Source organism: Spirosoma pomorum, assembly GCF_054776615.1.
This window is the reverse complement of the sequence record NZ_BAAHBP010000001.1, coordinates 1,246,586-1,268,494: the sequence shown is the minus strand read 5'-3', so window position 1 is coordinate 1,268,494 and position 21,909 is coordinate 1,246,586. Positions and strand designations below refer to the sequence as shown.

The following is a 21,909-nucleotide window of genomic DNA, read 5'->3' as shown; positions in this document are numbered from 1 at the left end:
ACCTTAGGTCGGTTCGTACGGCTCTGTAACTATAATTATTTAACCGTTCATCTGCTAAGATGCTGTCCATCATTCTGTTATCGGTTTTTGGTATCGCTATGCTGTTTTTGGGGTTCCTGAAGTCCAGAACGGTTTTGTTACCAGCTGCTCTCTTTTTTTTACTCCTGACGCTCGTTGCAAATTTTCTCGACTGGGGGAAAACCTATTTATATTTCAACGGAATGTTACGTACCGATAATCTGTCGATGGTCTTTACGGCTATTGTACTGGGATCGGCATTTTTAGTGGTTGCATTGTCGAGTAGTTTTGTTGAGGATGATGAAGCTCAGCCCGCTGAATATTACGCAATTATTCTGTTTTCGCTGGTTGGAGCTATCATGATGATCAGTTACGAAAACTTGATCATGCTGTTTGTCGGCGTCGAGATTCTATCTGTAGCAATGTACGTACTGACGGGTAGCGACAAGCGTAATCTACGGTCGAATGAAGCCGCACTGAAATACTTTCTGATGGGTGCTTTCGCGACGGGGATTATGTTGTTCGGTATGGCTTTGTTATACGGCTCGACGGGTTCGTTCACCCTAGCTGGGTTGGCTGCCAGTGCACCAACGATGCAAATAGGGCTGCCACTGCTCATTTACGTTGGTTTGCTGCTTTTATTAATTGGCCTGCTGTTTAAAGTCTCGGCTGCCCCATTCCATTTCTGGACACCCGACGTGTACGATGGCGCTCCGACCATCTTCACTGCCTTTATGTCAACGGTAGTTAAGACGGCGGGTTTTGCTGCCTTATTTAAGTTATTATCCATCTCCTTCGATGGGATTTATCCATTCTGGTGGATGATTCTGGCAGTTATTACAGCCGTTACGTTGGTTGCCGGAAACGTAACAGCGGTTTATCAGAACAGCTTCAAACGGATGATGGCCTACTCCAGCATTTCTCACGCTGGCTATCTGCTGATTGGTCTGGCGGCACTGAGCGCCCTTACCAAGCAGGCCATCGTGTTTTACTCGCTCGCGTATTCGGTCGCAACTATTTCGGCATTTGGTGTATTGTTGCTGGTCGCAAAACAACGCAATACGCAGACAATTTCAGGCGATGGTGTCATGAGTGAAAGCTTTGATGCATTCAATGGATTGGCAAAACAAAATCCATTACTGGGTTTTGCCATGACGGTATCTATGCTGTCGTTGGCTGGAATTCCGCTAACAGCTGGTTTCTGGGGGAAATTCTACGTATTCTCCAGTGCGGTCGATCGGGGAATGATCTGGTTATTAGTGATTGCTGTACTGATGTCGGCTATTGGTATTTACTATTACTTCCGGGTGATCATTGCCATGTACTTCCGTGACGGAGCTACCGAACCCATTCAGGTGGCGCCATTTTATCGTTACGTTCTGCTGGCTGCTATCCTGATAACGGTTGGCCTCGGTCTGGCACCGGGTTTGCTAGAAGGTCTATTCTAGGCGAATCAGGCCTTTGACGACAGTAAGTAACGCAAAAAAGATACTTTTGCCTTAGTCAAAGCTCAACGGCAACCACCCTTATCCTGCGTAGACGTGAATGTGAGAAGTATACCGCCACCAAAGCGACAAGAAGTCAGAAACTTTCTCACATTTTTTTTGACAGCGCTACTCGGCGCTTCGATAAACTTTGTCAGTCGAATCCTTTATCGAAACTTTCTGGATTTCGACACCAGCGTTCTATGTGGTTATTTGACAGCCACGGTGCTAACCTTTCTGCCAACAAAACGGTACGCGTTTGCCGCAGCCGAAACCGGGAATACGGGGCGGGAGGCCGTCAAATTTCTGGGCATTGCCCTTCTGGCTCTAGTTGTTCAGGTCTATGGGGCAAAGTATACACTGCAATACGTTGCCAATCCTTTGTTTCCTGAAACGCCCCAACTATGGCGCGAAACGGGGTCTCACGTTGTAGGAATGGGTATGAGTTTTATGGCTAATTATTTCGGCCATAAATCACTGACGTTTCGTAGTACGGGAGTGTATGACCGATTCCGGCGCAAATGATAACGAGATATATCCGTTGATGAGTTACCGAAAAGCCTTATTTTTATAAGGCTTTTCTGATTTCAACTACGTTGGCGGATATTTTCATTCAATATTTTTCTGGACAATCAACCGATTATTGCCGTCAGTTGTGGCAGCAGTATCAATTTGATTTTCGGGTGGTACGGCCACGTCGATCAAAGCTTGGCGATTTTAGGGCTTATCCCGATGGTCGAACTCAGATTACGGTCAATGCCGATCTGAACTCGTACGCTTTTCTGATTACGTACGTACACGAGGTTGCTCATGCAGTTGTCCACCAAGCTTATCGGCAGCGCTATCACCAGAATCGGCTGGTAGGAAAACGTACCCAACGGCCACAGCCTCACGGAACAGACTGGCAAAAAACATTTAATGGGCTAATGCAGCCCTTGCTGAGTGAGGCTGTGTTTCCGGCAGTGGTGCTTGAGCCGTTACAGCGATACATGCAAAAACCATCCGCTACAACATCAGCCAATTCGGCGCTGATGCAGGCGCTACGACAGTTCGACAACAGCCAGCCCGAGTCTATAAACTCTGATCGGCTGTTGCTGCGCGACATTCCAGAGGGGGCCTCGTTCCGGCTTGGAAAAAAGACGTTTGTACGAGGTACGCTACGGCGAACCCGCGTCGTTTGTAAAGAAATAACATCCGGTAGTTCTTACGCAATTCTGGCTCATGCATGGGTGGAAAAAAGCGGCCTGTAGCGCATGGCTGACTGTCTTGATTGGTGCTTCGTTGCCCGGGTGGGCACAAACGGTTGCTAACTCGGTGTTACGCGAGGGAACCTGGATAAAAATCGGTGTTACTTCATCTGGGGTATACCGGCTCGATCAGCCCACGCTCACTACGCTTAGTGCTGCTTTCGCAAATGCCGACCCAAGGCTGTTTCGTCTGTATGGAAACGGAGGGGCCATGCTGCCGCAGTCCAATGCTAGCTCACGACCCAGTGATCTAATCGAAAATGCCATCCAAGTATCCGGCGAAGCGGATGGACGTTTCGATACTGGTGATGCCGTTCTTTTTTTTGGTCAGTCGCCAAACGTAATACAATACGACACGCTTAATCGACGATTCACGCATCAGACGAATATCTACTCCGACACAACGTTTTACTTCCTAACTATTGGTTCGGTGCCGGGCTTGCGGATGAGTACGCAGGCGGTAGGGACCTTGCTTCCCAGACAAGTTGCTGACACGGCCACAATCGCCAATTTTGATGACTACCAGTTTCACGAAAAGGAAGCTATGAAGCTATCATATGTACGATCCGGGCGCGAGTGGCTGGGAGAAGATCTGAGTACAGATACGACGATTGCTATTAATTTTTCAGTACTTGGTATGGCTGCCGGAACACCTGTTCGCTTAAGTGCGTCGACAGTGGCCAGATCGAAAGCTGCCACTTCGTTTCGACTTCGGTTGAATAGTCAAGCATTGGGTGTGATGAATATGGGCGCTATCTCTGGCTACGAATACGACCAACAGGGGATAGCCCGGACGGATACGTTCCTTACCAAGTCGATTACCGCTGATGCGCTGCCAATAACAGTGGCTTACCAAAAAAACAGATTAGAAGCTGCACAGGGATATTTGAACTACCTGACTATTCAAGTTCGACGCGAATTACGTCAGTATGGTCAGGCAACTTGGGTGCGCCGATTACCTACTGGACAATACGCCGTTCAGCAAGCCACAACGGGATTGCGAGTCTGGGACGTAACGAACCCGTTGGTTCCGTCCGTGCAGAATTATTCCCTCACGGCGGGGAAAGCCAACTGGGTAGCCGGGCGATCAGGTGATTATTTTCTTTTCACCGATGCGCAGGTGCAAATACCCGCTTCAGCAAGGACAATAGCTACGCAAAATATCCACGGACAGTCGATACCAAACCTGCTTATTATTACGTCCGCTGTCTGGCAGGCGCAGGCAGAACGGTTAGCTGCTTATCGGCGGGAGCACGACAAACTATCGGTGCTGGTTGTTACAACGCAGCAGATTTATAATGAATTCGGGTCGGGGCAGGCTGATCCGACAGCGATTCGCGATGCCGCTCGTTACTTCTATAATCAGTCGCCGGAGCAGTTACGCTACTTACTGCTGTTCGGCGATGCAACGTATGACTACCGCAACATCGCCGGAATGAATACGGCCACTGAACTGGCTAATATGGTGCCGGTTTATGAAAGCCGGGAGTCGTTGCATCCCGTGTTGAGTTATTCATCCGACGATTATTTTGGCTTTATGAATGCCAGTCAGGGCGAGTGGCTGGAGGATAACGCCAACGATCACTTAATAGATGTAGGCGTAGGTCGTTTGCCGGTTAAATCGGTTGACGAAGCAAAAATCGTTGTCGATAAATTAATCCGGTACGGCTCTGATCAGACGTTGCGGGGCGACTGGCAAACGAAGGTAATGCTGGTTGCTGACGATGGCGACTACAATCTCCACCAGCAGGACGCAAATCAATTGGCTACCCTGATCGAAACGGCTGATCCCGCCTATCGACCCGAACGGATTTTTCTGGACAACTACGTTCAGGAAACGACCAGCATTGGTCAACGCATTCCGGCCGTTAACCAATTGATTAGTCAGTCGATGGTGGATGGCCGATTGGTCATCAATTACAGCGGGCATGGTGGAGTTTCGACGCTTGCCGATGAGCAAGTTGTTACGTTGCAGGATATTCTAAACTGGAAAAATAAGCGCCTGCCGCTGCTTGTGACGGCCACCTGTCAGTTTGGTCGCTACGACGATCCGGGCGCTAATTCTGGTGCAGAGCTGGCGCTATTGAGTCGACTTGGTGGGGCCGTTGCGTTGTTGTCAACTACCCGGCCTGTCTATGCTAATTCGAACCTATTACTCAATAAAGCGTTTTACAACGCTGTGTTTACGCCCATCAACGGCACAATGCCTCGCTTAGGCGATGTCATGCGAATAACGAAGAATACTAGTCTCAGCGGTCCACTCAATCGAAATTTTACGCTTCTGGGTGATCCATCTATGCGGCTAGCCTATCCAGAAGCAACTGTAGCGCTAACAAAGATAAATGGCCGTCCAGTAGTGGCTGGACAGCTCGATACGTTACGTGCCTCACAGTCGATTGAATTGGCGGGGGAGATTCGGCAGGGAACAGATCGAATGAGTAGCTTCTCCGGAACGATTCAGTTGAATTTATTCGACAAGAAAACAACCCGGACCACACTCGGTACGGAAGCGTCTAGTCCGCGAATGAGTTACGAGGAATACGCAAATCCCATTTTTACGGGGCGTGTCGCTGTCCAACAGGGCCAGTTTGCCCTGCGGTTCATAATGCCGAAGGATATAAATTATACTATTGGTCAGGCTAAACTATACAGTTATGCTATCCAGTCCGATAGTCTGATGACGGCTATTGGGAGTTACGAGAACCTGCGAGTTGGGGGAAGCGTAACGGTAGACAGCCTTGATATACAACCTCCAATCGTAGCCATGAGCGTCGTTGGGGGTAATCCACAGGGAGAAACCGTCAGGGTCGCTGGCCCTGACGTAACCGTGATCGTTAACTTACAGGATAATCGAGGCATCAATATTGCTAAGTCGGGGTTGGGGCACGAGTTGACAATTCAATTGGATAATCAGCCACCAGTTATACTTAATGATTTGTACGTATCCACTGGAATGGATGGCCGACAGGGGCAAGTTCTGTATACGTTCCGAAATGTAGCAGCCGGTACATATCAGGTACGCGTGAAAGCCTGGGACATTAACAATAATTCAACGGAGGGCACGTTGAGCATAGTAGTTTCGGAGCGCCCAGGGTTGCAGGTACAGCGATTATGGGCTACCCCAAACCCGGTTATCACGCAAACAACGCTCTCGGCCGACCTGAATCGAGTCGGTGAAGCTCTTGACTGGACAACGAGTGTGTATGATCTGAACGGACTGTTGGTCACTCAGCAAGTAGGGACGTGTACTAATTGTCCAGCCAGGGTAGAAGTGGGTAACTGGGACGGGCGAAGAAATACTGGAAATTCAGCGCCGGTTGGCCTGTATATTATGCATTTGCAGATTCGATCGGCAACGGACGGATCAACCACAACCAGCAGCGGTCGAATACTGCTCAGTCGTTGATTTATTGACTTGACTCAATGCGTTTTTTTCTATCAAAGGTTTCCTTGTATTTTTGACCCATAAGACTGTCACATTCACTCCAACTTATCAGTCTTTGACCAACCTTCTCTGTATGAAGCGTACTTTTTCCCGTATCTTTCTCGGCGTTTGTAGTTTATTCCCGTTTGTCGTTTCTGCTCAGACTACTTCGACTCAGCCCGTACAACAGCTCAATGGTGGGGTAGGAATTCCAACGTCATCGGTTCCATTCTTGAACTTCACGCCTGATGCACGTTCGGGTGCATTGGGGGAAGCAGGAGCTGCACTGCCAGACGCGGATGCGAACGCAATTTTCTGGAATCCATCTAAACTCGTATTTGCCAAACAGGACAAAGGGGCATCTGTTTCCTACACACCTTGGCTGCGAGATCTGATCGGTGACATGTATTATACCTACTTGAGCGGTTATTCCAAACTAGGTAAGAACTCAGTCATTGGCGGTTCGCTGATGTATTTTGATCTGGGTACCGTTGATTTCACGACGGCAACCGGTGTCGCGGCTGGGTCGTTTAACTCTCGCGAATACGCTGTAACGGCCTCCTACGTCCAACGCCTTTCGCAGAACTTCTCTCTGGGCGTTAATCTGAAATACCTGAACTCCAACCTGGCTGCCGGAAGCAGCAACCCCGGGCTCAAACCAGGTGCCACTGCGGCTGCTGATATTAGTGCATTCTATCGGGATGAAGCGCGGGATAACTCAACTGGTAAGGGGTTAGGCTGGGCATTTGGTGGAATGTTATCAAATCTGGGTGGGCGTATCAACTACGGAGGAACAGAACGCTACTATATTCCGACCAATCTACGTATAGGCGGCTCGCTGACGTATTACGCTGATCAGTACAACAAGTTTAACTTCATGGTAGACTTCAATAAACTGATGACCCCAACACCAGGTGGCCGGAGCAACCCCCAGAACTATTTCAGTTCGGTATTTGGCTCCTTTACGGATGCCCCAGGCGGTTTCAGCGAAGAAATTAAAGAAGTTACTGTGTCGACTGGACTTGAATACTGGTATAATGAGCAGTTCGCGGCTCGGGCTGGTTTCTTTGGCGAGTCGAATCTGAAAGGCGGTCGCCAATATGCTACGGCTGGTCTTGGTCTTCGCTTGAAACAAAGCTATGGGATTGATTTCTCCTATATCGTACCAATCAGACAGGGAAGCCCACTGGCTAATACGTTCCGGATATCGTTGTTGATCAACCTAGCTAACGCCAATCGCATATTCAGTGACGACGATCCAGCTAGCAACGAAGACAACTAGTTCGTGATTCACCGATAGATTCAATACGTTTCGATTTTTAGACGCGTAGTCGTTATTAAAAATGGCATTTCGGATCGGGATGCCATTTTGTTTTATCCCCAACTTATGCTCGATAGAAGCCAGTCTCCAGCATTTCAGGCTATTCAGGAAGTCCGTATTCCTGCGGTGCAAACTAAAACACTTGATAATAATTTACCCCTTCATCTGATTACCGTCGATCAACAACCTGTCCTTCGACTGGAGTGTGTGTTCGATGCGGGGAACTGGTACGAAGAGACGCCTAATTCCGCTTTTTTCGCCATAAAAATGCTGGCCGAGGGTGCCGGCAGCCGAACATCTGCCCAGATCAGCGAATATTTCGATCGATACGGTGCATTTCTGGAATTAAATAGTGGTCCTGACCGAGCCAGCATCGTCGTTTACTGTCTGACGAAATTTCTCCCAGACGTACTACCACTTGTGCGTGAGCTGTTAACCGAACCCACCTTCCCTGGAAAAGAGCTGGAAGACCTACGGAATATCACCTTACAAAACTTACGGGTCAACTACGAGAAAAATGCGTATCGTGCAGGAGTTCTGTTTCGGGAGAAACTCTACGGGCTGAGTCACCCTTATGGGCGTACGCAACGTCCTGAACTGATCGAACAACTGACCCGGCAGGAGGTAGTTGATTTTTACCAGCGGGTAATTTATCAGCAACATTTTCACATCGTGGTAGCTGGGCAGGCAGGCGAAAACGAAATTCTGCTGATCAATCGGGAGCTGGGCCAGTTGCCGATAGTACAAAGTGAATTACCAGGATTTACAGGGGAGATAGAAACCGAAGCAAATACACCGACACTACTGGAAAAAGCTGATAGCATTCAGTCTTCAATTCGTCTGGGTCGCCGGTTGTTTACGCGTGCCCATCCCGATTTTTTCAACATGTTGGTCACCAATGAAGTATTGGGTGGCTATTTTGGCTCGCGTCTGATGAAGAATATTCGAGAGGAGAAGGGATTTACCTATGGTATTTCTTCAAACATGCCTTCGTTTCGTCGAGACGGGTATTTCATCATTGGTACAGATGTGAATAAAGAAAATACTCAGCAAACACTGGATGAAATACGTAAAGAAATTCATATTCTGCAGAATGAGCCTGTTTCGGACAACGAGCTGACGACGGTTAAAAACTATATGGCCGGAGAGTTTGTCGGCTCGCTGAATACGCCGTTCGAAATTGCGGATCGATACAAGGGAATACTGCTGGATGGATTGCCGCCCGAGTTTCTGACGGAGTATATTTCGAAAGTGCGCGCGGTAACACAGGAAGATATTATCAAAACAACGAAGACTTATCTCGCCGAAGAAAATTTGCGTGAAGTTGTCGTCGGCGGTAAATAGCAACTGAATTAATTGGCTATGCCGCTTGTTTACTAAAGTGAAGAATTGGTAGACTGGTAACAATCCCTTAATTTTGGGGGTTTTATTCTAATTGCAGAAGAGTTTTATTACGAGTATCACAACGTTTTTATCTAACCCGTTACTTACGTATTATAGATGAACATCGCTTTGATTTGTGTTGCTACAGTACTGGCTTACCTGCTAGGATCGATCCCGACAGCAGTATGGTATGGCCAGGGTTTCTTCGGGGTTGATATTCGAAAGCACGGTAGCGGCAACGCGGGTGCTACGAACACGTTCCGGGTACTGGGCAAACGGGCGGGCACTGTCGTGATGCTGGTCGACGTACTGAAAGGATACACGGCCGCCATGTTGTCTTCGTTGCTCTGGTATTTTGACGTCATCACCATCAACGAGATCATGACGTTTAAAATCGTTTTCGGGATGGTTGCCGTAATTGGCCATCTGTATCCCGTTTTTGCTGATTTCAAAGGTGGTAAAGGAGTAGCATCCTTACTAGGCATGATACTAGCCGTACATCCTGAAATGGCTTGTGTTTGTATTGGTATCTTTTTACTGGTCGTTATTGCCTCGCAGTACGTATCGCTGGGGTCTATTCTGGCCGCGCTGGCGTTTCCTGTATTGCTTTTATTAAAGATTTTTGGTGAGCAGGAAAACCCGCTTGTTATTGCATTTGGCTTTGTGATGTTTCTGGTTGTTGTCTTGACGCACCAGAAGAATATAAGCCGCTTATGGCGTGGTCAGGAGAACCGAACAATCCTGATCAAAGGGTTACGCAAGAGTGACAAAAAATAAGAAACCTGTTTCATAAAGAGTTGATGCCCCGTCGTTGCGTGAAAAGTACGTAACTTCGGGGCAAATTTTTTGTACCATAGTCAGCAGTAGCCTTTTTATTGGTCGAGGAAAAGACCTGGTTTTCATACTGCTGCATTTCCGGTTCATTCATGACGACGTACTTTGACGCCAATAAGCAGCGGTTTCTCGACGAACTGCTGGAGTTATTACGTATCCCATCGGTTTCGGCAGATTCTGCCTTTAAAAACGACGTTCGACGGGCGGCAGAATTTGTAAAAGACAAACTAGCCGCGGCTGGACTGGACAAAGCGCAATTGTTTGAAACGGCGGGGCATCCGGTTGTTTACGCCGAGAAGATTGTTGATCCCACCCGACCAACGGTATTGGTGTATGGCCACTACGATGTGCAGCCCGCTGACCCATACGAACTTTGGAAAACTCCGCCTTTTGAGCCAACAATTCGTAACGAACGTATTTATGCACGGGGAGCCTGCGATGACAAAGGGCAGTTTTACATGCACATTAAAGCCATCGAAATGATGGTAGCAACCGATGGCCTGCCCTGTAACGTAAAGGTGATGATCGAAGGCGAAGAAGAAGTCGGTTCTGACCATCTGGGCACGTTTGTTGCCGAGAATCGGGATATGCTACAAGCTGACGTTATTCTGATCTCGGACACGAGTATCATCTCTAACGAAACACCATCGCTGGAGACAGGCTTGCGGGGATTGTCTTACGTTGAGGTCGAAGTGACCGGTCCGAATCGCGACCTGCACTCTGGCGTCTATGGTGGGGGAGTAGCCAATCCAATCAATACGCTGTGCACCATGATTGCTTCGTTGCACGACGAGCAGGGGCGGATTACGATCCCTGGTTTCTACGACAATGTAGTTGATCTGAGCGAGGCTGAACGAGCTGAACTGGCAAAAGCACCGTTTAGTCTGGATGAATACAAAGCCGATCTGGAAATTAATGACGTAGCAGGCGAAGAAGGCTATTCGACAAACGAGCGGACGTCGATTCGTCCAACACTGGATGTGAATGGTATCTGGGGAGGCTATACGGGCGAGGGCGCTAAGACGGTTTTGCCTTCAAAAGCATACGCTAAGATCAGTATGCGTTTGGTGCCTAACCAAACTCCTGACGAAATCACCGAACTGTTCACGAACCATTTTACGTCGATTGCGCCTGCGGGCGTAACTGTACAGGTTCGCCCACATCATGGCGGCTTACCTTACGTAACGCCGGTCGATTCTATTGAATTTGAAGCGGCCAGCAAAGCTTTTGAGGATACGTGGGGTAAAAAGCCGATTCCAACCCGCGGGGGCGGTAGTATCCCAATTGTGGCCTTATTTGAACAGGAGCTAGGAGTGAAATCGATTCTGATGGGTTTTGGCCTGGACAGTGATGCCCTCCATTCGCCCAACGAGAGCTACGGTCTTTTCAATTTTTATAAGGGCATCGAAACGATCCCTTACTTCTACAAAAACTACGCAGCCTTAAAGCAATAACTTTATTTGTCCGGCTTCGTCTTTCGGGGCGGAGCCGTAACCTTCACTACCTATATGAAAAAGACGCTGTTGGCTCTCCTGTTGAGCTGTCAGACAAGTATCTTGGTCTTCGCTCAGCAGCCAGCTACGCGCCAACTAACCCCGGCCGAACAAAAACAAAAAGAAAAAATAGAACGGGAGGTACAACGCGAACGGCAAATTCGGGCAGAATGGGCGCAAAAACAGCGCGAATACGAAGCTAAACAAGCCGAAAAACGGGCTAGGAAAGCGGCTAAAGAACAAGAAAAAAACGCGCCCAAAGTAAAGGAGGAACCGGCTAAACCAACGCCTGCGCCTACAGTTAGCGCGCCGGCTATTGAAACACCAGCGCCAGTTAGCGCTCCTGCCGCTCCGCCGGTTAAAGAAAAAAAGGAAAAGCGCAAAAAAGAGGTCATCATTCCTGATGAAGAACCGAAACCCGTTAAAGCTCCTCGGCCTCGTCGCGAAAAGCAGCCTCAACCGACTCCTCCGCCGATCGATTCGGCCTCCGTCTCCGCAGCTTCCGGAACGCAGCCGGAAATGGCGCGCCCTAAACACGAATTTCTACCCAAGGGTCATCTGTTCGAGCCAATTCTGTTAGATCCCCTGGAAGCACAGACCTACGGCAGCGTTCTGCCGTATTATTCGACAAACGGGGAGAAATATCCGGGCAGTATTGTTCCGTTCGAGTTTGGTTTTGCCAAGCCTTTCTACCGGCGGACTACGGAGCCCGGCCGTTCGGAGGAGCTTGTACTTGATCTGGCCTCATTCACGCAGTTTGAAGTGTATTACGACTATCAGAGAAACAAGCAGCGTCGGCAGATTGTCAACAACGACTACAAAATCAGCTTCATATACAATATTCGTCGGGGCGAAAACAACTACCGGATTCGGCTGTATCATTTGTCGTCGCATTTAGGCGATGATTACATCTACCGAAACCGAATCACTGCGCCTTCGCCTAACTCGGTGAACTACGAAGTGATTGACGGTACGTATAGTCGTGTTGTTCGAGATTGGCGGCTTTACGGCGGTATTGGTATTGGTCTCCGCAAATCAGAGGAACGGAAGCGCTTTAGTGCTCAGCTAGGGGCATTCTATAAAAAGCCTTCCTCGCGCGCTGCCCGATTGGTTGGCGGGGTCGATATGAAGTTTTGGCAGGAAACTAACTTCAAACCGGGAATCCACGCTGGTATTGGTGTAGAGGTAGGCCGTACGCAGAATAATTTAACCTTCTTGCTGGAAGGGTACTCCGGATTTCGGCCGTACAGTCAGTTTGAATCGCAGCATACAAACTGGTTGGGGGTAGGAATCTACTTGAATCCGTTTTGATCACATTACAGGACAATAATCAGTGCGTCTGCAGCTATGCAGACGCCTTTTCTTTTACTACCGTATGAATTTATCGGCATTAACGGCAATTTCTCCCATTGACGGGCGCTACCGGCGTCAGGTAGAGGTGCTGGCTCCTTACTTTTCGGAACTTGGCTTAATCCGATACCGGGTTCGGATCGAAATAGAATACTTTATCGCCCTTTGCGAGTGGCCAATTCCTCAACTGGCAGGCGTCGAAAAAACGCAGTTTGCGGTGTTACGAGGTCTCTACGAAAACTTTACAGAGGCCGACGCCGAGCGGATCAAAGAAATTGAAAAGACGACGAACCACGATGTAAAAGCTGTTGAGTACTTTATCAAGGAGAAGCTGGTGAACTCGCCGGTTGAGCCATTTTTGGAGTTTGTTCATTTTGGGCTGACGTCGCAGGATATCAACAATACCGCTATTCCGCTGCTACTCAGCGAAGCACTCGATACTGAGATTGTACCGCTCTACCGCCAGGTATTCATGCGGCTGCAGGAACTAGCTCGTCAGTGGGGAAACGTACCGATGCTGGCCCGTACCCACGGACAACCAGCATCGCCAACACGTCTGGGGAAAGAATTAGAGGTGTTTATCGAGCGAATCGAAAAGCAACTTCACTTGCTGACAGAAATTCCAACGGCGGCTAAATTTGGTGGAGCAACCGGTAATTTCAATGCGCATGCAGTTGCCTATCCGAACGAGGACTGGAAACAATTCGGCGATCAGTTTGTCGAGAGCCTGGGTATGGTACGTAGCCAGTTCACGACGCAGATTGAGCACTATGATATGCTAGCAGCTACGCTGGATGCCTTCAAGCGGTTGAACACAATCCTGATCGACCTGGATCGTGACGTCTGGACGTACGTGTCGATGAACTACTTCAAGCAAAAACTGAAAGCAGGCGAAGTTGGATCATCGGCGATGCCGCACAAAGTGAACCCGATCGACTTTGAGAACTCAGAAGGAAACCTAGGGATTGCCAACGCGCTGTTTGAGCATTTGTCGGCAAAGCTACCAATCTCCAGACTCCAGCGCGATCTGACCGACTCGACTGTATTGCGTAGTATTGGCGTTCCCTTCGCTCATTCGTTTATTGCACTGAATTCGCTCTTGAAAGGACTGGGTAAACTGGAGTTGAATCAAGCGGCTATCAACGCGGATCTAGAAGACAACTGGGCGGTTGTAGCCGAGGGAATACAGACGATCCTTCGGCGTGAAGGTTACCCTCAACCGTATGAAGCCTTGAAGGTGCTGACCCGCACGAACGAGAAGATCACGGCTGAAACAATTCGTCATTTTATTAATGAGCTGAATGTGTCGGAATCGGTGAAGGATGAATTACGAGCCATCACGCCATTTACGTATACCGGTATTTAATGATTGCCAACAACGAAAAGAGGGGCCTTACTAAGTGCCCCTCTTTTCGTTGTTAAGCTTTTGATAGCTCGGTCGACCGCGTCTGGGCAGCCCTGATACCAGCAATTAGCGTATCATCCAGCCCGCCTTCTTCGAAGGATCGTAGGGCAGCTTCGGTAGTGCCGCCTTTGGAGGCTACTGCTTTGATTAGTTCATCCAGTGATTTATCGGCGTTATTGATCAAGTGATAGGAGCCCAGCATCGTCTGTTTAACCAGAATGGCCGCCACTGAGTCGCTAAAGCCCATCTGTTTACCAGCTTCGATCATCGCCTTGACAACGTAATAGAAATAAGCAGGGCCACTGCCGCTGAGGGCTGTAACAGCATCGAGCATACTTTCATCCTCTAGAAAAATAGACCGCCCGGTTGCATTAATCAAATTCTCAACCCGGCGTAGGCTACCCGGATCAATCTCTTTCGCAGCTGTGAACCCGGTAATGCCCATGCCTAGCATAGCAGGTGTATTTGGCATGGCTCGTACCACAAGCGGATGGCCTAATTTTTCCTGAATCTGGGCCATTGGGATTCCTGCCATAATTGACAGGACCAGTTGCTTGGGCTGGATAACAGCACGTAACGATTCGTGAACGCTATTGAAGTCCTGGGGTTTAACGGAGAGGATAATCAGGTCGGTTTCGCCAACCCGCGGTCCAATGGTATCGACAACCACGCCCGCTTTCTCGTTACGGAGCGTGTCAGAGCGGTCACTGCTCTTCTCGATAAGCAGTAGGTCTTCTTTCTTTACCAGATCATACTGTAGAAAAGACTTGGCAAAGGCCATGCCCATATTCCCACAGCCAACAATAGCAATTTTCATAAGGGAAGGAGTAGAGGAGAAAGGGAGGAGGGAGGAAAGGAGAAGGTCAGTACGATATACTGCCATCCTTTCCTCCCTCCTCCCTTTCTCCTTTTTTATTTTAATACTTCATCTAACTTCTGTTCCAGGGCTTCCCCACGGAGATTTTTGGCGATGATCGTGCCATCTTTATCCAGTAGAAACGTAGCAGGAATAGCCTGTACACCGTACTGTTGAGCGGCTTCTGATTGCCAGAATTTCAGGTCAGACACGTGCGTCCAGGTCAGGTTATCATTCCGGATAGCCCGTACCCATTTTTCGCGGTCGCCGGGACGGTCCAGAGAAACGCTGTAGATAGCAAATCCCTTGTCCTTGAATTTGTTGTACATCCGGACAACGTTTGGATTCTCGGCCCGGCAGGGGCCACACCACGAAGCCCAGAAATCAATCAGTACGTATTTGCCACGTAACGACGAAAGAGGGACTGTCTTACCGGTTGTGTCGCTCAACGTAATGTCTGGTGCTTTCGAGCCAACCATGACGCCTTTGATACGGGCAACGCGGCCAATCAGCGATTTGGCGTGTGGGCTATTTGGGTTTTCTTTGGCGAATCGTTGAGCAACTTCATCATACGTAGCAAAATCGCTGTCAATATTGATGAAGTTCAGCGCGAACAAAGCCACCATAGACGTACCCATTTCGGGTAGCATCGCTTTTACTTTCTTGACAACGTCCTGTTCAGCGGCCTGGTACTCTGCTTCAATCTGGGCGATACGTTTGTTGTCTTTCTTCTCCGTAGCAGCGGCAACCTGTTTGTTCCAGGTGTTGACGCGGGCTTCCATACCTGTGCGAAGGTCCATGAGCTTATTGTAATACTCCATGTTTTTGGAGCCTGTTACAAGAGCCTGACTCATTTCGCCCGTTTTGGCATTCATACGGTAGCCGTCGGCCACTACATTCAGTGTTTCACCCCCTTCGAGCAGGATAGCCATTTTCTGACCACCGCCCACGTTTAATACCAGTACATCGCCCCCGTCGGTGACCTTGCCGTTCATCGTGAACGTATTGTCCGTTCCTATTTTGGTCGAGTCGATTTTACGGGTCGGCTGGGCGTTGGCTTCCAGGTAAACATAACTACCCGGTGTCGCATTTTTTACCCTACCCGTTACTGTAAACGGCTTCGTCGTCTGAGCCGCAAGCGGCTGGCTGAGTACCAATGTACCGACCAGACCGAAGAACAGATTTTTCATGCAGATTGTAGCGTCTTTGTTAACAGTTCATTCACCAGTTTGGGATCGGCAGAACCCTTTGATTTTTTCATAACCTCACCAACGAACATACCCAATAGGTTTTTCTTGCCTTTCTTGTATTGAGCGACCTTATCAGGCCAAGCCGCCAATACCTCTTCTACCAACGTTTGCAGAGCATCAGTATTGCGATTCTGTACCAGACCATGTTGGGTGGCCAGATCCGCGGGAGAAGTATCTGGATGATCGATCATTAGCGCAAAAACCTGCTGAGCCGCCGACTGACTAACCGTATCTGCGCCAATCAGATTGACTAGCTCTGCCAATCGCTGAGTTGAAACCGGAAATTGCCGATCGCGTAGTGACTTTTCGTTGAGCTGACTTTTCACCGGACCCATGATCCAGTTAGACGCTATTTTAAAGCTGGATGTGTGTGCACAAACCGCTTCGTAGTATTCGGCCAACTCCTTCGAATCAGTGAGCAGTGCTGCGTCGTAGTCTGGTAGACCGTATTGTTGCGTAAACTTTTGAAAACGGGCTGCGGGCAGCATTGGCATGGCTGCTTCAATGTCTGCCAGCCAGGCATCAGAAATGGTAACTGGCGTTAGGTCTGGATCCGGAAAGTAGCGATAGTCATTCATCGTTTCCTTCTCGCGCATGCCGTAACTTAGGCCGGTGGCCGCATCGAACGTCCGCGTTTCCTGAATAATACGTCCGTTCGACTCGGTCAGGGCAACCTGGCGTTGAAATTCGCTGTCGACGGCGCGCATTACGTTTCGGATCGAGTTCAGGTTTTTTACTTCAACCTTCGTGCCTAAGTGCGTAGCTCCCTTTGGGCGGATCGATACGTTTACGTCGCAACGTAGCGAACCTTCTTCCATGTTACCGTCGCAGATGTCAAGATAGCGAACCAGCCGGCGTACTTCAGTCAAGTATTGACCTGCCTCATCGGCCGTCTTAAGGCATGGCTCCGTTACCATCTCAATCAAAGGAGTACCAGCCCGGTTGTAGTCCAGTTGCGTCGCCCACTCGTCTCCATCGTGAATGGATTTGCCCGCATCCTCTTCCAGATGAATGTGATGAAGCTGAATGGTCGTCTGGTACAATTCACCTGTTTCAGGGTCTTTGGCTTGTACAGGAATACCACCGCCCACGCAGATAGGGCCTTTATCCTGCGAAAGCTGATAGCCCTTAGGCAGATCAGGATAGAAATAATTTTTACGGGCAAAGACGTTGTGCCGGGTGATTTCGCTACCGCAGGCGATGCCCATGCGTACGGCAAACTCAACAGCCTTACGGTTCAGTTTGGGCAACGTACCGGGGTGCCCAAGGGTAATTACGCTAATGTTCGTATTAGGAGCGGCCCCAAAAGCATTAGCGTCGGCCGCGAATATTTTGCTATCGGTGAGTAATTGGCAATGTACTTCCAGCCCAATAACGGCTTCGTACTTAGCCAATACAGCTGGTGAAACGGTGGCGTCGGCTACCATGAGAAACAAGACTTGTTTCTGCAAAGATAACCTGAAACAGGGAGAGTTACTCTAGATGACGTTCAGGCGCCATTTAAGGTACGTTTGTGCCAGCAACGCTATTTTCTGCGGATTCGGAACTCGGATTCGTTCGTTCTGAATACGAGCGACCGGCAGCGCTTTGATCTTCTCGAATAATGTCTTGTAGTACGTGTAAGCCAAGTAAACGCCCATACGTGCTCCACGCGGTAAATTGATTATTCCCTGATAAGCGTCGTCAAAATCACGCTGGATGTCGTCTTCAATCTCTTGTTTGGCATCCCGGCTGAATTCCTTAAAATTCATGTTTGGGAAGTACGTACGGCCCCGGTCAACGAAATCGCTTTTCAGATCACGAAGGAAATTGACTTTCTGGAAGGCGGATCCCAGCTTTCGAGCGGGTTCGCGCAAACGACCAAACTCATCACAATCACCTTCGCAGAATACTCGCAAGCACATCAGACCAACCACTTCTGCTGACCCATATATGTAGTTATCGTAACCAGCTGCGTCGTAATCCTGAAAGTACAGATCCATTTCCATACTTTTCAGGAAAGCGTCGATTAATTCGCGTTCGATGTTGTACTCGTTAACGACCAACTGGAATGATTGAAGGACCGGATTGAGGCTGATACCTTCTTCAATGGCCTGATACGTATCATACTTAAAACGCTCCAGAAGTGTCTTCTTGTCGTAGTCATGGAACGTATCAACGATTTCATCCGCATATCGAACAAATCCGTAGATGGCGTAAATAGGCATATGAAACTTCTGATCCAGAGTTTTGATGCCTAGCGTGAACGACGTACTGTAACGCTCGGTAATTAGCTTACTGCATTCCAGTGCGGTCTTGTTGAATAGGGCCATCATAAAGAAAAGGGGATCGGTTAGGGCAATAAATTAAGCAAACTCTTTGGCAACTTCATCGGCAACGACCAGTCCTGAGATCAGCGAAGGAGGAACACCAGGGCCAGGAACGGTCAACTGACCCGTGTAAAACAGGTTGTTTACCCTTTTGTTCTTCAGCGAAGGCTTCAAAATCGCGGTTTGTCGGAGTGTATTGGCTAAGCCATAAGCATTTCCTCGAAACGCATTATAATCCTCTTTGAAGTTACTGTGTGCGTAGCTACGCTTGTAAACAATGTGACTACGAATGTCTTCACCCACGTACGCTTCTAGTCGATCCATGATCATACTAAAGTATTTTTCGCGCGTAGCCTCCTCATCTTCCAGGTCTGGTGCTACCGGAATTAACAGGAAAAGGTTCTCGCAGCCTTCTGGTGCTACGCTCGGATCAGTCTTAGAAGGGGCTGATACGTAAAAAAGTGGTTTGCTAGGCCAGCGTGGTGTTTCGTAGATTTCTTTTGCGTGCAGCTTGAAGTCTTCGTCAAAAAAAAGATTGTGATGTTGTAAACGAGGAACGCGCTTATTCACACCAACGTAAAATAGAAGCGATGAAGGAGCCATTACGCGTTTCTGCCAGTAATCATCATCGTAATTGCGATACTGATCATCAACCAAACTAGTTTCAACGTGATTGTAATCAGCGCCAGCCACTACTACGTCTGTCTCGAAAATGCCCTGGTTGGTTACGACGCGTTTTACCGCTTTGTTCGCTACATCAAGTTTCGTTACCGTTTGATTGAAAAGCATTTTGACACCTTTCTCTTCGGCCAGGCTCACCATTGCTTTTACGATTTCATGCATGCCACCCATCGGATACCAGGTACCCAGCGCCATTTCAGCATAATTCATCATGCTATACATCGCAGGCGTATTTTCTGGCGTAGCACCTAGAAAAAGAATTGGGAATTCTACGATCTCCAGTAAGCGAGGATTGCTGAAAAACTTGCGGGCGTGGCTGGAAAAAGATTGTAATACATCAAGTCGCGAAACATCGAGAAGCAATTTTAGACTTAAAAACTCTGTAACCGATCGACTGGGCTTCCAGACGAACTTGTTCATGCCTACATCGTACTTATAAGATGCCTGCTTCAGAAACTCACGCAGTTTAGGAGTACTGCCTGGTTCCATCGTTTCAAAAAGCTGTTCGAGGCTACTCATTTCGGCGGGTAGGTCAACAACTTCGTTCTTACTAAAAATGACGGAGTAAGAAGGGTCTAAACGGACAAGCTGGTAATAATCGGAGGGCTTCTTACCGAAGCGAGCAAAATAGTTCTCGAAAATGTCGGGCATCCAGTACCAGCTGGGCCCCATATCGAACGTAAAGCCTTTTTCGTGGAAGATACGTGCGCGCCCGCCGGGAGAACTGTTCTTTTCAAGGATAGTTACATCGTAACCTTTGTCGGCAAGACTGGTAGCTACGGCCAAACCGGCAAAACCGGCACCAATAACAAGTACGCGCTGGGGCATTTATGGGAAGGACTGATTAAGGAGGTAACCGACTGATTAAGGAATTGGTTAAGCGGAAAGCGGAAGAATGGGCCAAAATAGCGGTTATTTTGACGATACCGACCAGTTAAAAACAAAAAAAGCCGGGTGAACTTCCCCCGGCTTTTTTGAACCTTCCTCTTTTTTAACCAAAACTTATCGATCATCTATACCTGAGACGCATACTTTGTCCTAAGGTATCGTCTACGCATTGTAGTGAGCGTAAACTTTTAGTTGATCTTTCAATTCTTTGCGGGCAATGTGAATGCGGTTTTTCACGGTGCCGATGGGGATGTCCAGTTTTGCTGCGATTTCATGGTATTTGAAGCCACGGAAGTGCATCATGAAAGGAGTCCGGTATGTATCGTCAAGACCGTTCACAGCGTGGTTGATATCATCTTGTGCAAATGATGAATAAGCCATGTTGTCGGTGCTGCTTTCAATCGAGTTGATGTAATGTAGGTTATCAGTCGTATCAATGAAGGTGTTCTTACGTACCATACGCTGATAGTTCGTGATGAACGTGTTTTTCATGATCGTATAAAGCCATGCCTTCAGGTTAGTACCGTCTGTATACTTATCGCGGTTTGTGAACGCTTTAAGTAGCGTATCTTGAAGCAGGTCGTTAGCATCTTCAACATCTTTAGTTAACCGAAGAGCAAAAGGACGTAACGATTTTGATACTTTTCCGATATGGTTAGTAAATTCGAGAGCGGTCATGGTTTTAAAGTTTTTCTGTTGAATCCTATTTGACTACTACTTAAACAAAAAGGCAGCCAACCAGGCCACCCTTACGTTTTTTAGATCAATATTATAGGTTACTTATTTGAAAATGAGAGGTTTATCCGTTATTTAAAGATTTTCTCAAAAAAGTGCATTCCACAATTACGTTGGGCAACGTGTGGAAAATTTCCCCCATTGTGTGGAATGTGTGGTGTGGAACTGTGGGAATTGTTTAAAAAATCAGCGGAATTTTTAGCTGTCGGCTTCTTTTGTCTTATACCAAGCCCTCTTTGAGAAGATCATGTAAGTGAATAAAGCCCTTAACGTGGCCCTTCTCTACTACGACAAGCTGGGTAATATTGCGGCTTTGCATCAGCTGGAGAGCTGCCACGGCGTAATCATCAGGAGAAACACAGATCGGTGTGACTGTCATTACGTCACGAGCGCACAATTTTAGAAAGGAGTCGTGCTCGTAAGCCATCCGCCGAATATCGCCATCGGTAACGATACCAGCCAATAAGCCATTTGCGTCGATAACTGCTGTTGCTCCCAGCCGATTAGCAGAAATCGTAAAAATGACATCCTTAACTGTTGAGTCAAGCGGCACCTGTGGACATTGATTATGGGGAAAGATATCGGATACCCTTAGGTACAACTGTTTTCCCAAAGCACCACCAGGATGATAGCGAGCGAAATCATGGCGTGTAAAGCCACGCGCTTCCAGTAAACTAATCGCTAGTGCATCGCCCAGTGCTAAGGCCACGGTAGTACTCGTCGTCGGAGCCAGGTTCATCGGATCTGCTTCCTGTTCGGCATAGGCTTGTATAACAAAATTCGCCTGCTGGGCCAGGTATGAACTCGCGTTACTTACCAGTGCTATAATTGATACGTTGGTGCGCTTCAGTAAAGGCAGCAGTACCTTTATTTCCGACGTATTACCACTCTTTGACAGAATTAGGACAACATCATTGGCCTGAATCATGCCCAAGTCGCCATGAATGGCATCGGCAGCGTGCATGAACAAAGATGGGGTACCCGTGGAGTTCATGGTAGCCACAATTTTCTGTCCGATGAGGGCACTTTTGCCAACACCAGTTACAACCAGGCGCCCCGTACAGGCGAGAATTGTTTCAACGGCTGCGTCAAATTGATCGTCAACCAGGTCCGTAGCGCGCCGGATGGCGTCGGCTTCAGCCGTGAGGACAGCCCGGGCAGTTGATTTGTGATTTTTTGCTACTTTCAACGTCAGTTTCGTGATGGAGCCGATAATGCTATGTATATTCGC

Annotated in this window: 17 protein-coding genes; 10 read left to right on the top strand and 7 right to left on the bottom strand. The window is 48.3% G+C overall.

Annotated elements, in window-relative coordinates:
- Positions 1 to 59 precede the first annotated feature (59 nt).
- From ACYVAD_RS05255 to purB, 10 genes are all read left to right on the top strand, one after another.
- A complete protein-coding gene (locus tag ACYVAD_RS05255; protein ID WP_461138401.1) occupies positions 60 to 1,466 on the top strand; it encodes an NADH-quinone oxidoreductase subunit N in 1,407 nt (468 codons plus the stop codon).
- Between the two features lie 156 nt (positions 1,467 to 1,622).
- Entirely contained in the window at positions 1,623 to 2,027 is a 405-nt protein-coding gene (locus tag ACYVAD_RS05250; RefSeq protein WP_461138400.1) for a GtrA family protein, read from the top strand.
- A gap of 71 nt (positions 2,028 to 2,098) precedes the next feature.
- On the top strand, positions 2,099 to 2,752 hold the full coding sequence (locus ACYVAD_RS05245; RefSeq protein WP_461138399.1) for a sprT domain-containing protein: 654 nt from the start codon (positions 2,099 to 2,101) through the stop codon (positions 2,750 to 2,752).
- Positions 2,724 to 6,155, top strand: a complete 3,432-nt coding sequence (gene porU / locus ACYVAD_RS05240) for a type IX secretion system sortase PorU (RefSeq protein WP_461138398.1) — start codon at positions 2,724 to 2,726, stop codon at positions 6,153 to 6,155. The genes ACYVAD_RS05245 and porU overlap by 29 nt, the downstream gene beginning before the upstream one ends.
- Positions 6,156 to 6,267: 112 nt before the next feature.
- The gene (gene porV / locus ACYVAD_RS05235) at positions 6,268 to 7,455 is read left to right on the top strand and encodes a type IX secretion system outer membrane channel protein PorV (RefSeq protein ID WP_461138397.1); all 1,188 of its coding nucleotides are present in this window, start codon (positions 6,268 to 6,270) and stop codon (positions 7,453 to 7,455) included.
- 105 nt (positions 7,456 to 7,560) lie between these two features.
- Complete coding sequence (locus ACYVAD_RS05230) at positions 7,561 to 8,838, top strand: M16 family metallopeptidase (RefSeq protein WP_461138396.1); 1,278 nt, start codon at positions 7,561 to 7,563, stop codon at positions 8,836 to 8,838.
- 156 nt (positions 8,839 to 8,994) lie between these two features.
- Entirely contained in the window at positions 8,995 to 9,654 is a 660-nt protein-coding gene (gene plsY / locus ACYVAD_RS05225) for a glycerol-3-phosphate 1-O-acyltransferase PlsY (RefSeq protein ID WP_461138395.1), read from the top strand.
- Between the two features lie 149 nt (positions 9,655 to 9,803).
- Positions 9,804 to 11,165 carry a dipeptidase gene (locus tag ACYVAD_RS05220; protein WP_461138394.1) on the top strand — a complete coding sequence of 454 codons (1,362 nt, stop codon included), beginning with the start codon at positions 9,804 to 9,806 and terminating at the stop codon, positions 11,163 to 11,165.
- A gap of 54 nt (positions 11,166 to 11,219) precedes the next feature.
- A complete protein-coding gene (locus ACYVAD_RS05215; protein ID WP_461138393.1) occupies positions 11,220 to 12,515 on the top strand; it encodes a DUF1207 domain-containing protein in 1,296 nt (431 codons plus the stop codon).
- A 64-nt stretch (positions 12,516 to 12,579) separates the two neighbouring features.
- Positions 12,580 to 13,920 (top strand): adenylosuccinate lyase, encoded by a 1,341-nt coding sequence (purB, locus tag ACYVAD_RS05210; RefSeq protein WP_461138392.1) that lies wholly within the window; start codon positions 12,580 to 12,582, stop codon positions 13,918 to 13,920.
- Positions 13,921 to 13,972: 52 nt separating this feature from the next.
- Here purB and proC read toward each other — a convergent pair whose 3' ends face one another.
- The 7 genes from proC to ACYVAD_RS05175 form a co-directional block, all read right to left on the bottom strand.
- Entirely contained in the window at positions 13,973 to 14,776 is an 804-nt protein-coding gene (gene proC / locus ACYVAD_RS05205; protein ID WP_461138391.1) for a pyrroline-5-carboxylate reductase, read from the bottom strand.
- 95 nt (positions 14,777 to 14,871) lie between these two features.
- On the bottom strand, positions 14,872 to 16,005 hold the full coding sequence (locus ACYVAD_RS05200; protein ID WP_461138390.1) for a redoxin domain-containing protein: 1,134 nt from the start codon (positions 16,003 to 16,005) through the stop codon (positions 14,872 to 14,874).
- A complete protein-coding gene (gene gatB, locus ACYVAD_RS05195) occupies positions 16,002 to 17,492 on the bottom strand; it encodes an Asp-tRNA(Asn)/Glu-tRNA(Gln) amidotransferase subunit GatB (protein ID WP_461138389.1) in 1,491 nt (496 codons plus the stop codon). The genes ACYVAD_RS05200 and gatB overlap by 4 nt, the downstream gene beginning before the upstream one ends.
- A 51-nt stretch (positions 17,493 to 17,543) precedes the next feature.
- Positions 17,544 to 18,380 carry a phytoene/squalene synthase family protein gene (locus ACYVAD_RS05190; RefSeq protein ID WP_461138388.1) on the bottom strand — a complete coding sequence of 279 codons (837 nt, stop codon included), beginning with the start codon at positions 18,378 to 18,380 and terminating at the stop codon, positions 17,544 to 17,546.
- A 30-nt stretch (positions 18,381 to 18,410) separates the two neighbouring features.
- On the bottom strand, positions 18,411 to 19,883 hold the full coding sequence (locus ACYVAD_RS05185) for a phytoene desaturase family protein (RefSeq protein WP_461138387.1): 1,473 nt from the start codon (positions 19,881 to 19,883) through the stop codon (positions 18,411 to 18,413).
- 222 nt (positions 19,884 to 20,105) lie between these two features.
- Positions 20,106 to 20,621 (bottom strand): RNA polymerase sigma factor, encoded by a 516-nt coding sequence (locus ACYVAD_RS05180; RefSeq protein WP_176565492.1) that lies wholly within the window; start codon positions 20,619 to 20,621, stop codon positions 20,106 to 20,108.
- A gap of 277 nt (positions 20,622 to 20,898) precedes the next feature.
- Positions 20,899 to 21,867 (bottom strand): KpsF/GutQ family sugar-phosphate isomerase, encoded by a 969-nt coding sequence (locus ACYVAD_RS05175; RefSeq protein ID WP_461138386.1) that lies wholly within the window; start codon positions 21,865 to 21,867, stop codon positions 20,899 to 20,901.
- Between the last annotated feature and the right edge of the window lie 42 nt (positions 21,868 to 21,909).